We start from the raw sequence: 11,751 nt of genomic DNA, 5'->3' as shown, positions 1-11,751 counted from the left end.
ACGATTGCCCGCGTCCCACCAGCCCCACGAGGGTGAGGAGTACACGGCCGCCACCGGCACAACTGGGGTGGCACGTATGTGGATTCGAGGGAGAACGTTGCTCAGCTCATCGCGGACCGCACATCCCGGTACGGCCGACTCCGGCGACCGGATACCCGTGGCGGTCCACGCCCCGGACCCGATCTCGCGCGAGGGAGCCCTCAGCCAGCTGCGCAGATACCCGGAGATCGACCTCCGCGAGGAGAGCGACACAGGCCCCGGCAGGGTGGCCCTGTTCATCGTCGAGACACTCGACGAAGCCGCGCTCACCCGACTGCGCAGACTCGTACGCAGCGAGGGCGGGCGGGCCGTACTCGTCGTAGGGGCCCTGCGCGAGGCGGAGTTGCTCGATGTGATCGAGTGCGGGGTCGGCGCGATCGTCTGGCGCCAGGAGGCGACCGCGCAGCGCCTGGTGCAGGCCGTGATCGCGGCGGCCCGCGGCGACGGCGACCTGCCGGCCGATCTGATCGGCCGGCTCGTCGAACAGGTCGGGACGCTGCACCGCAGCGCGGCGGGCCGGTCCGGAGTCCAGACGGCGGGGCTCGTGCCGCGTGAGGTGGACGTCCTGCGGCTGGTCGCCGAGGGACTCGACACCGGAGAGATCGCCAGCAAGCTCTCCTATTCCGAACGCACCGTCAAGAACGTGATGCACGGGCTCACCACCCGCCTCCATCTGCGCAATCGGGCACACGCCGTGGCCCATGCCCTCCGGGAAGGCTACATCTGACCGAACGGGCACTCGAAGCCGGACACGCGGGCAACCTGCCGTGCCCTCCTCATGTCCCCAACGTGCTTGCGGGCACGGCAGGTTGGAACGGCACGATCGGAGTACGGCCGACAGGGGCGTAGCGGGCGCCGACGCGTACGGCGGGGCACGACAGCACGGCAGGGCGGGAGCGCGGCGGTGATCCACGAGGTGGACGAGGTCCTGGGGGACCTGATCGGCGGTGGCGCACTGGCCGGTTCGGGCATCGAGGTCTCCTTCGACGCACCGACCCGCGACTGGGCGGCCCGGCGCAACACCCCCACGATCAACACCTACTTGTACGACATCAGGGAGGACGTGCACCGGCGCCAGCGCGGGCATGTCACGGTGCGCGACGAGCGGGACGTGGTCGTCAAGCGCCGCCAGCCGCCGCGCTGGTTCCGGCTGTCGTACCTGGTGACGGCATGGACGAAACGCCCGCAAGACGAACACCGGCTGCTGTCCGCCGTGTTGGCCACCCTGATCCCGCGCGAACTGCTCGCCCCCACCGAACTCCCGGGCTCCCTGGGTGCGTTGGGCCTGTCAGTGCCGATCTCGGTGGCCGGCATCCAGACCGAGTCGCGTTCCCTCGCGGAGATCTGGTCCGCCCTCGGCGGCGAACTCAAGCCCTCCCTCGATCTCGTCGTCACCGCACCCTTCCCGGCCTACCCCGAGTACGACGCGGGCCCACCGGTCACCGAGGGCGCCGCGGTCCGCGTCCACGGCCTCGACGGCACCCCGCCGGGACCGGAGGAACGCGCCCACCGCCCGCGCCAGGTGGCGGCGGCGCGGGAGGCTCGCGAGGTGGCGCGGCGCAGGAGGACGTCGGGGACGTGACAGGTGTGATTGTTGGCGCCCGGCCGGAGGCAGACGCTCTCCTCGCCCGGCTGGGCCGCCTCCGTGAGCGTGTCGCCCTGCTTGTCGCCCAGCGCTCCGCGACCGATCCCACGGCCACGGACCCGCTGCGCGGCCTCTACCTGTCCGGGGAGGCGGTGGAGTACCTGCTCCTGCGCTCGCCCGAACCGGCTCCGCCCGTACGGGAGTCGGCACCCGACCGCCTCACCGCCCTGCGCCTCACCGACCTCGACACCGCCCTCCTCCTCATCGCCCTCGCCCCCGACCTGGACCGCACCTTCGAGCCCCTCTACGGCTACCTCAACGACGACGTCAGCCGCCGCCGGGCCACCGTGGGACTCGCCCTCGACCTGTGCGGCTTCCCCGCCCACGACGCGGAAGGACGGGCACGCTTCCATCCCGCGGCCCCGCTCTCCGCCCTCGGCCTCCTCACCGTGGAGGAACCCGAACGCCCCTTCCTCAGCCGCTCGTTGCGGGTACCGGACCGGATCCTGGCCCACCTGCTCGGCGACGACACCCCGGACGCGGCCCTCGCCGGCCATCTCCACCCACTGCCGACGCCGAGAGTGTCGTACGACGGTCAAGACCCGGTCGGGGACGTCGAGTTCGGCCACTTCGTGGACCGGCTGACCGTGCTGCTCGCCGGAGGGCCACCCCTCGCCGTGTATCTGAGGGAGCGTCATGAAGGCGACGGGCTGGTGTGCGTGTCGGCCGCGCTGGCGGCTGCGCGGGTGCCCGCAGTCCGCTTCTCCGGCCCCGTCGAGCGGGTGCCGGAGCTGCTGCGCGAGGCGCGGCTCGGCGGCCGTACGGTCGTGGTGAGCGGGCTGCCGGACCAACCCGGGCCGTTGGTAAGGGCGTTGGCCGCCGCCCCGGACGTCTCCGTGGTGTTCGCCGGTACGCGCCCGTACGACCCGCTGTGGTGCGAGAGCGACCCGCTGATCCTGGAGGCGCCCCGGCAGCGAGCCGCGGCGGTACGTGCCTGGACGGAGGCCGTCGGCGAGGGCGTCGGCTTCGACGTACGGGCCACCGTCGCGCCGTACCATCTCGGCGCGGACCGTATCGCGCGCGCTGCCCGGGCGGCCCGGGGGCTCGCCGCGTTCGACGGCACCCCGCTGACCGCCGCCCATCTTCGGCTCGCCGCCCGCCAGCAGTCGGCGTCGGGGCTCGAACAGCACGCGCGCCGCATCCAACCCGCGGTGGACTGGCGGGACTTGGTCCTGCCCGACCGTTCGCTCGCCCAGCTCCACGAACTCGCCCTGCGTGCCCGGCACCGCGACCGGGTCCTCGGCGACTGGCGGCTCAGCGCGGGCGGCGGCCGGGGGCGGGGCGTGCTCGGGCTGTTCGCGGGGGAGTCCGGGACCGGAAAGACGCTGTCGGCGGAGGTCGTCGCGGCCGAACTCGGCCTGGATCTCTATGTGGTTCAGCTGTCGTCGGTGGTCGACAAGTACATCGGCGAGACCGAGAAGAACCTCGAACGGATCTTCACGGAGGCGGACCGCACCGACGCCGTGCTCCTCTTCGACGAGGCCGACGCGGTCTTCGGCAAGCGGTCCGAGGTGAAGGACTCGCACGACCGCTACGCCAACATGGAGAGCGCCTATCTGCTCCAACGCCTGGAGTCCTTCGACGGGATCGCGCTGCTCACCACCAACCTGCGCGCCAACATCGACGAGGCGTTCACGCGCCGGCTCGACCTGGTCGTCGATTTCCCGTTCCCCGACCCGGCGCAGCGGCTCGCGCTGTGGCGGCACGGCCTGACCCATGTGCCGAGCGCGCCGGACCTCGAACTCGCCTCGCTGGCGCAGGAGTTCGAGCTGGCGGGCGGCTCCATCCGCAGCGCAGTCGTCACCGCCGCCTACCTCGCCGCCGGACGCGGCGACACGGTCGGCGCGGCGGACCTCCTGGAGGGGGCCCGCCGCGAGTACCGCAAGGCGGGGCGGCTGGTGCCAGGCGAGGGCACCTGGTAGCCGCCGAACTGCCCGACTACACCGTGAACTTGACGGCCACCAGCCAGCGGGAGTTCTCGAGCGCGCCGCCGAAGATGTACCCGGGGCGCGCGTCCACGCATCCCTGACCGCCCCAGTCGTAGCCCGTGTTGCGGGTCGTCTCGCAGACCTGGCCGCTGCCGATGTTGATGGCGAAGCCCGTCATGTACGGGGCGTCGGCCTTCGAACTGCCGATGTAGTTGTCCTTGTTGTCCGCGATGATCGCCGTCCACTTCGGTATCCACATGCCGTTGCCGTCGGTCGAGGCGGGGTTGTGGACGAAGGCGTTCGCGGCCGAGCCGAGGGAGCCGGACACCGCGATGTTCAGGGCCGTGATCTGCTTGGCGTCGTCGACCGTACCGGTCGCGGCCCCGTCGCAGACCGCGTCCGTCCAGCCGTCGCCCGCGATGAAGGCGCGGTAGCAGATGTGCCGGCCCGCGTCCTTCGCGGCCAGCTTCTTCACCGCGGTCGCCGCCGTGGCCGGTTTCGGCTTCGGCTTGGCGGATGCCGTGGATCCGCCGCCGCCGCCTCCGCCTTCCGCCGCGGCGGTCGAGGTCACGGCGACCGGCGGGGGAGCCGTGGCCGTCGCGGAGGGCGGCGCCGGCACGCTCGCGGTCGGGGAGGGAGCGGGCGCGAGGGTGCTGACGCCCGCGTCCTTGAGCTGCTCTGTGGCGGTCGTCTTCACCTGCGGCTTGTACGCGATCCACAGCATCAGGAAGGTGAGCGAGAGCGCGAGGACGGCCCCGAGGAAGGTGGCGAGCCAGCGCGGCAGAAACCCCCGCTGGAGGTAAGTCCCCTCCACGGGAAGGGGGTTGGCGCCGGACCGCAGCACGTTCAGCGTGTACGGCCGCTGCTCCTTCGGCCCGAACCAGATGATCTTCCGGGGCTTCAGGGACGCCTTGACGAACGCGGCCCGGCCCGGCTCGATCTGCACATTGCCCGGATGGATGTCGTACGACAGCTGGTCGCCGTTGTCGCTGCCGCTGATCGACGCCGTCAGCTTGGTGTTGCCGAGGTTGTCCACGGCCAGCTGGGGTCGGCCCCGGAACCGGCCCTTGACGGTGGGCGGCACCAGCTCCGCCCGTACCTCCGTGAACGGGGTGATCGTCAGATTGCCCTCGGGGACGGTGACCGCCTCCGGGTGCTCGGTCGGCGTGATCCGTACGGCGTAGGGGTTCGGGCCGGCCGTCGCGTCCGGGGTGCGCGGCGGCGCGAACGTCAGGTCGACCGTGCCCGTCGTACCCGGGTAGAGCCGCAGCGTCTGCGGCTCCACGGTGGTCCAGGGCGCGATGCCCCCGACCGGCTCGAAGCGGTACTCGTCCACGACGTCGCCGGTGTTGCGCAGCCGTAGCCGCACTCGGGTACTGCCACCGGGATCGACGGTCGCGGACGCGGGCTCCAGGGAGGTCCACAGACTCATGTGCCGACGCTACGACGGATGGTGAAGGGGCGTCAGGAGTCGCCGGGGCAAGGGGGGTTGCCCAAAGGGGCGCCTGCGTAAACGCGGTTGCCGCACCGGCGCTGAGGACATCGGCCGCGGCGGGCCCCGAAGGGCACCACCGGGGAGGTCTCGGCCGTCGCGCCGACTGCCCCTGAGGGCACGGAAGTTGCCCCGAGAAAGGAACCCGAGGACGTTTCGGCGGCCGGGGCACGCGCGTGAGGGTTAAGAGCGTCTTATCTCGTACCCCGAGGAGAGCAGAGCATGCCGTCCTACCTGTCGCCCGGCGTCTACGTCGAGGAGGTGGCCAGCGGCTCGCGCCCCATCGAGGGAGTGGGCACCTCGGTGGCGGCCTTCGTGGGTCTGGCCCCGACCGGTCCGCTGAACGAGCCGACCCTGGTGACCAACTGGACGCAGTACGTGGCTGCCTTCGGTGAGTTCACCGACGGGTACTTCCTCGCCCACTCCGTCTACGGCTTCTTCAACAACGGCGGTTCGGCCGCCTACGTCGTCCGTGTCGGTGGCACCGCGGAGGGCACCGGCGCCGAGGCCAAGTCCCCGTCCGCCGTGGAAGGTTCGGCCACGCCGGCCGCACTGCCGCCCGGCGAACCGGCCCAGCTCGGCACCTTCGCGGTGACGGCCGTGGCCCCCGGCGACCTGACCGTCGAGGTGGCCGACGCCGAGGGCGAGGGACCCGCCGAACGGTTCCGGCTGATCGTCAAGGACGCCGGCCGGGACGTCGAGAGCTTCGACGTGACCGCCAAGAAGGGCGGCCGCAACTACGTCGTCACCCAGGTCAAGGAGCGCTCCAAGCTCATCGCGGTGACCGAGGCCGCGCCCGCCGCGCAGCTGGCCCGCCCGGACAACCAGACGGTCGCGCTCAGGGCGCCCGCCGCCGCACCGGCCGCACCCGCCGTACCCGGCAAGGGAAGTGACACGACGTCACATCCCGGTCCCGCCACCTACCTCGGCGACTCCGCCGACCGCACCGGCTTCGGCGGCCTGGAGGCCGTGGACGAGATCTCCATGGTCGCGGTGCCCGACCTGATGGCCGCCTACCAGCGCGGCGCGATCGACCTGGAGGCCGTCAAGGCCGTCCAGTTGGGCCTGATCGCGCACTGCGAGCTGATGGGCGACCGCGTCGCCGTCATCGACCCGCCGCCGAGCCTGAACGCCCGTCAGATCCGCGTCTGGCGACAGGAGACCGCGGGCTACGACTCCAAGTACGCGGCCCTGTACTACCCGTGGATCAAGACCTTCGACCCGTCCAGCGGACAGTCCCGGCTGATCCCGCCGAGCGGCCACATCGCCGGCATCTGGGCCCGCAACGACTCCGAGCGCGGTGTGCACAAGGCGCCCGCCAACGAGGTCGTACGCGGCGCGGTCGACCTGGAGACCCAGATCACGCGTGGTGAGCAGGACCTGCTCAACCCGATCGGCGTCAACTGCATCCGCGCCTTCCCCGGTCGTGGCATCCGCGTCTGGGGCGCCCGCACGATGTCCTCCGACCCGGCCTGGCGCTACCTCAACATCCGCCGGTACTTCAACTACCTGGAGGAGTCGATCCTGATCGGCACCCAGTGGGTGGTGTTCGAGCCGAACGACCACGCCCTGTGGGCGCGCATCCGGCGCAACATCTCGGCCTTCCTGGTCAACGAGTGGCGCAGCGGCGCCCTGTTCGGCCAGCGGCCCGAAGAGGCGTACTACGTCAAGTGCGACGAGGAGACCAACCCGCCGGAGTCGGTCGACGTCGGCCGGGTCGTCTGCGAGATCGGCATCGCACCGGTCAAGCCGGCCGAGTTCGTGATCTTCCGACTGGCTCAGTTCTCCAGCGGCAGCGGGGAGTTGGAGGAGTAGGCGGACCCGGCGCGTCCATCGCCGCTCCAGGTAGTTCTCAACACCCTTAGAAGGACAGCGAATTCATGAGTCTCCAGCCGGGTGACGCCCTCACCTCACACAATTTCGGCCTGCAGATCGACGGCGTCATGGTCGAGTACCTCGCCGAGGTCAGCGGCCTCAGCATCGAGCAGGACGTCATCACCTACCAGCAGAACACCCCCAACGGCCAGAACGTGGTCAAGAACCTGCCGGGCGTGAAGAAGAACGGCACCTGCACCGTCATCCGCGGCATGACCCAGTCCGCCTCGTTCACCCAGTGGATCAACGAGTCGATCTCCGGCCAGATGACCACCGCCCGCAAGAACGCGTCGATCATCATGATGGACTTCCAGAACAACCCCGTGAAGCGCTACCACCTGCGCAACGCCTGGTGCAGCAAGATCGACGCCAGCACGGTGAAGGCGGGCGAGGCCGCCGCGCTCACCGAGTCCGTGACCATCGTGTTCGAAGAACTGGTCATCGAATAATGCGGCGTTCGGGGGCGGGGGCGGGGGCGGTGGCCGGGGCGTCGGCTGTGGCGATGCCGGGTGCGGAGTCTTCGGCCGAGGTGGGAGCGGGCCCGGTGCCGGTTCCTGCCCCGGCCGCCGCTCCGGCCGTACGGCAGACGCTGCGGACCGAGTTCCCCTTCCAGCTGCCGCGCGGGTACGTCGACGAGTCTGGAACGGTCCATCAGGACGGTGTGATGCGACTGGCCACCGCGCGCGACGAGTTGGTGCCGCTGCGGGACGTCCGGGTGCAGGAGAACCCGGCGTATCTGTCCGTTGTGCTGCTCGGCCGGGTGATCACCCGGCTGGGGTCGGTCCCCATGGTCCACGACGGGATCGTGGAGAACATGTTCGCCTCCGACCTCGCGTTCCTCCAGGACTTCTACCGCCAGATCAACGCGGAGGGCCACACCCGCGCGGCGGTTCAGTGCCCGCACTGCGCGGAGCCCTTCGAGGTGGAGCTCGGCGGGAGCCGCCTGGGGGAATCGTGACGTACGCGACCGACCGGCTGCACGAGGAGATCGCGTACGTCGCCTACCACTTCCACTGGAGCCTGGAGGACATCCTGGACCTCGAACACCACGACCGCCGCCGCTACACCGGAGAGATCGCGTCCCTGGTGACGCGGGCCGGGTCGGAGGGCTGAGCGGTGGGGTTCTTGGACCGGTTGCGGGGACAGCGGGCCGAGGGGCCCGGGGTCGGCGGTGCGGGCTCCGACCTCGATGGCTTTACGGGACCTGCGCGACCTACGGAACCTGCGGGTTCTACTGGGCCTACGGGTTCTACGGGTTCTACGGGGCCTGCTGTGAGGGTGGCCGCCTGGCCGGGGCTGGCGCCGATCCGGCGGGCCTCCGCGGCGGGCGGTACCGGGGTGGCCGACGCCGGGTTCGGCGCACGCCTGCCCACCTGGCAGAACCCGTCCTTCACCGGCACGGGGTTCCGCGCGGTGCTGGACGCGGAGCGCAGTGCCGGGATCGCGGGGTCCACGCCCACGGCGGCGCCGGCGCGGGCGGTGCCGAGCCTGGGGCGGCCTGCGGGGGAGTTGCCGGTGGCGGGTCGGGCCGAGCCGGTGGCGGCGGTTCCGTTGCGGGCCGGTACGAGTGGGAGTGACCCTGCGGGGCGGGCGGTGCCTCTCGCGCGGGGTGGTTCCTCCGGTGTGCGGCCGGAGGCAGCGCGGCCGGGTAGAGCGGATTCAGTGGCCGGCGTGGTGCGTCCGGCCTCGGGTGTGCGCGTGACTCCGGTGGCGTCGGAGCCTCCTCGGTCGGGGTCGCTGACGCGCGCCGGAGAGGGTGCGGGTGCGGCTGCGGTGGAGCGGCGGCTCGCTGCCCGGCGGAACTCGGCTGCTGTCGGGGGTGGTTCTGGGTACGGCTCGGGGCACGGTTCGGGTGAGGACAAGGGCGGGGGAGTTGTTGCGGGCGGCGCGTCACCCGTGCCGTCCGTGGCTTCGGAAACGTCGGGTGGTTCTGGTGATGGGAGTGGGTCGCCGGTCGTAGGCACCGGTGCGGCAAAGCCCGCCGTGCAACGCCGAGCGGCTGCCAACTCGGGTGCGCCGCAAGGTCCTTCGCTCCGTTCTGCGGCTCCGCAGGCGCGTCCGGCAGGGGGCGGTGACGAACCCGTCGGCCCCGGCGCGGGTCGTGGCCCGGCTCCCGATTCCGGGGGTGGACACGGGACGAACACTGCGCCGGACACGGCGGTTGCGGCCCCGACGCCCGTGCAACGCGCGGTGACCGCTTCCGCCGTGCGCGACGGCGGCACCCCCGAGCCCCGCCTCCACGCCCCGACGGCCGCGGCGGCCGCGGCGACTCCTGTGGAATCGGGCAACATCCCAACCCCTGGTCCTACGACCCCGCCCGTGCCCCGGATCCAACGCGGCCCCGCGCCCCGCGTACCCCTCGGCGCCCCGCTCACTACACACTCGCCCGCTCACTCCACACCGGCCGGGACGACCAACACCCTTTCTCCGCAAGGCGATTCGGCCACGGGTTCGGAATCACCTGCCCCGCCTCCTGCGGCGATCACGGCTGCCCGGCGCCGCTCACCTCTCGGTGCTCCGGTCACCACGACACCCGCAGACGCCAAGCCCCTTACCGGTTCGCCGTTTCCGCCGGCGGGCACTGGTCGCCGTACGGAATCTGGTTCGAGGCCGACATCGAGTCAGGCCCAGGGCCAGGTTCAGGGCCCGGCGATCCAACGCAGCGTCGCCCCGAGCACGCCTGCACCGCCTCCGCAGGCACCCTCAACCACCGCTCCTTCAGCCACCACCACGTTCCCGACCACCGCACACCCACCCGGCACGCACCGGCCCGCCGCGGTCTCGGCGACACAGGGGCCGACGACTCAACGAGGCGTGGCCCCGAGCACGCCCGTACCGTCAGCGCGGGCCTCCTCGGAAACCGCGCACCCGAGCACCGCGCACCGGCCGACCGGAGCCCCGGCCGACTCGACTCCCTCGCCGACAGCGGCCTCGGACCTGGCGGTTCAGCGAAGTGCGGTCCCCCGCACGCCTGTTGTGCCCATGAGCAACGCGCCGCAGTCGGCCGGAGGACCGGATGGCTCAACTGCCGTGCCGACACCGGGTCCAGGGCCGGTGGTGCAGCGAAGTGCGGTGCCGAGCACGCCTGTTGTGCCTGCTCCGCAGGCTCCGTTGGCTCCGTTGGCTCCGTTGGCCATCGCGGGTCCGGGTGTCACGCATTCGCCTTCCGTTCGCCCGAGCACCGCGCCTCCGCCGGGCGCCGCGCCTCCGCCGAGCACCGCGCCTCCGCCGGGCGCCTCGCGGACACCGGGGTCGGATCCTTCGATTCAGCGAAGTGCGGGCCTCGGCACGCCTGTTGTGCGAGCTGTGCAGGTTCCGTCGGCCGCGATGCGTCCAGGTGCCGCGCACCCGTCTGCCGTGCGCCCGGCCACCGCAGACCGACTGACCGAAACCCCGGCCGGCTCGACACCCCCGTCGGCATCGGGGCAGAGGCCGACGGTCCAGCGAAGCATGGCCCCCAACACGCCTGTGCCGCCCATGCACACTCCCTCGGCCTCCGCCCCCTCACCGACCGCGCGCCGAAGCGCTGCGCCCCGGCCGACCGCAGCTCCAGCGGTTAGCCCATCCCCATCCCCAGCCCCAGCCCCGCTTCCGTCGTCGACCGTGGCCCAGTCCCCGTCCCTGTTCTCGCCCTCGGCCTCGGCCCTGACTCCGTCCGGCGTCGGGCCACGGCCCCCAGTTGTGACTCCGACCTCGGCAGCGACGTCGCCCTCGGCCACGAGCCAGTCCACGGCCGGAGCCCAGCCCTCGGCCCTGGCGCCACCTCCAGCCACGGCGGTGTCCCCGGCCAGGCCCACGCTCTCCTCCTCGGCCATATCCCCGAACTCAGCCACGCCCCGCACCACGAAGCCGACACAGCCCGACCCGACCACGTCCGACCCCACGCTTCCCCACGCGACGTCCCCCACCGCACCCCCGCTCAACGCGACCTCCCCCATCGCACGCTCTTTCCCCGCACCCCGCCTCACTCCACAGGCACCCGCGACACACACCGCCGCCACACCGGCACCCCCTACCGCTCAGCTCCGCATCGCACCCCCGCCGCAGCGCCTCTCACCCTTGTCGTCCTCCACCCCCACCCCCGTACAACGTCACCGCCGTGCAACCCCCGACAGCCCCGCCACCCCCGTAATACCCGTAGTCCCCGTAGTACCCCTACGCCCCGCCACCCCTGTACCTCACACCGCCCTCCCAGCCTCCACCCCCCTCTCCACCTCACCCACCCACCGATCAGCAACCCCCACCCACCGACCAGCCGCCCCCGGCCACCGCACCCCCACCCCCGCCGCCCCACCCCACCCCCTCCCGGTCCAACGCAGCTTCTCCTCAGCCGTCTCCTCCACCCTCAACCGAGTCCTCCCAGCCACCAGGAAGGCACCCGGCGCTCGCACCACCGGTACCGGCATCACCGCCGGCATCGGCGCCACCCTCGCCCCCTCCATCGCCCCTGCCGTTCCCGCCGCCACTCCACCGCCCGCCGCACCCCCACCTCCCTACTCCTCAACCACCGCCACCACGAGCACCACCCCCGCCTCCCCTCCCCCCGCCTACGAAGCCATCCCCGCCGGCCAGTTCGACCCCCGTGAGCTCACCGACTTCCAGCTCGACGAACTCGTGCACCGGATCATCGGCCGCATCACCCGCCTGATCCGCACGGAACTCCGCCTGGACCGCGAACGGATCGGCAAACTCCGCGACCCCCGCCACTGACTGACTGACCGGCACGGCAAGGCACGACCCCGCCCCGCGCCACCGCATCACCGCCCCGCAAC

At 72.0% G+C, this 11,751-nt stretch carries 9 protein-coding genes; 8 read left to right on the top strand and 1 reads right to left on the bottom strand.

All coding sequences use genetic code 11. The annotated features are described in order from the left end of the window. The first annotated feature begins 97 nt into the window (after nucleotides 1-97). From ACQHII_RS12645 to ACQHII_RS12635, 3 genes are all read left to right on the top strand, one after another. Nucleotides 98-766 (top strand): helix-turn-helix transcriptional regulator, encoded by a 669-nt coding sequence (locus ACQHII_RS12645; RefSeq protein ID WP_427919404.1) that lies wholly within the window; start codon nucleotides 98-100, stop codon nucleotides 764-766. A 177-nt stretch (nucleotides 767-943) separates the two neighbouring features. Then, nucleotides 944-1,621: a DUF4255 domain-containing protein gene (locus tag ACQHII_RS12640; protein ID WP_427919403.1), complete on the top strand. Its 678-nt coding sequence runs from the start codon at nucleotides 944-946 to the stop codon at nucleotides 1,619-1,621. Continuing rightward, nucleotides 1,618-3,606: an ATP-binding protein gene (locus ACQHII_RS12635; protein ID WP_427919402.1), complete on the top strand. Its 1,989-nt coding sequence runs from the start codon at nucleotides 1,618-1,620 to the stop codon at nucleotides 3,604-3,606. The genes ACQHII_RS12640 and ACQHII_RS12635 overlap by 4 nt, the downstream gene beginning before the upstream one ends. A 16-nt stretch (nucleotides 3,607-3,622) precedes the next feature. On the opposite strand, the gene ACQHII_RS12630 is transcribed toward ACQHII_RS12635, so the two are convergent. Next, nucleotides 3,623-5,044, bottom strand: coding sequence for a hydrolase (locus tag ACQHII_RS12630; protein WP_427919401.1), 1,422 nt, complete (start codon nucleotides 5,042-5,044; stop codon nucleotides 3,623-3,625). A gap of 282 nt (nucleotides 5,045-5,326) precedes the next feature. Here ACQHII_RS12630 and ACQHII_RS12625 point away from each other — a divergent pair, with 282 nt between their 5' ends. From ACQHII_RS12625 to ACQHII_RS12605, 5 genes are all read left to right on the top strand, one after another. Next, nucleotides 5,327-6,919: a phage tail sheath family protein gene (locus ACQHII_RS12625; RefSeq protein ID WP_427919400.1), complete on the top strand. Its 1,593-nt coding sequence runs from the start codon at nucleotides 5,327-5,329 to the stop codon at nucleotides 6,917-6,919. Between the two features lie 65 nt (nucleotides 6,920-6,984). Further along, entirely contained in the window at nucleotides 6,985-7,428 is a 444-nt protein-coding gene (locus tag ACQHII_RS12620) for a phage tail protein (protein WP_019063375.1), read from the top strand. Beyond that, a complete protein-coding gene (locus ACQHII_RS12615; protein ID WP_427919399.1) occupies nucleotides 7,428-7,937 on the top strand; it encodes a hypothetical protein in 510 nt (169 codons plus the stop codon). The genes ACQHII_RS12620 and ACQHII_RS12615 overlap by 1 nt, the downstream gene beginning before the upstream one ends. Further along, nucleotides 7,934-8,092 carry a DUF6760 family protein gene (locus tag ACQHII_RS12610; protein ID WP_427919398.1) on the top strand — a complete coding sequence of 53 codons (159 nt, stop codon included), beginning with the start codon at nucleotides 7,934-7,936 and terminating at the stop codon, nucleotides 8,090-8,092. Before ACQHII_RS12615 ends, ACQHII_RS12610 begins: the two co-directional genes overlap by 4 nt. A 2,946-nt stretch (nucleotides 8,093-11,038) precedes the next feature. Continuing rightward, complete coding sequence (locus ACQHII_RS12605; protein ID WP_427919397.1) at nucleotides 11,039-11,689, top strand: extensin; 651 nt, start codon at nucleotides 11,039-11,041, stop codon at nucleotides 11,687-11,689. The last annotated feature ends 62 nt before the right edge of the window (nucleotides 11,690-11,751 follow it).

The sequence above is a fragment of the Streptomyces sp. cg40 genome, from assembly GCF_050320165.1.
In the GTDB taxonomy this organism is placed as follows: domain Bacteria; phylum Actinomycetota; class Actinomycetes; order Streptomycetales; family Streptomycetaceae; genus Streptomyces; species Streptomyces hokutonensis.
Note: the sequence above shows the minus strand (reverse complement) of the source record. Positions and strands in the feature narration are given on the sequence as shown.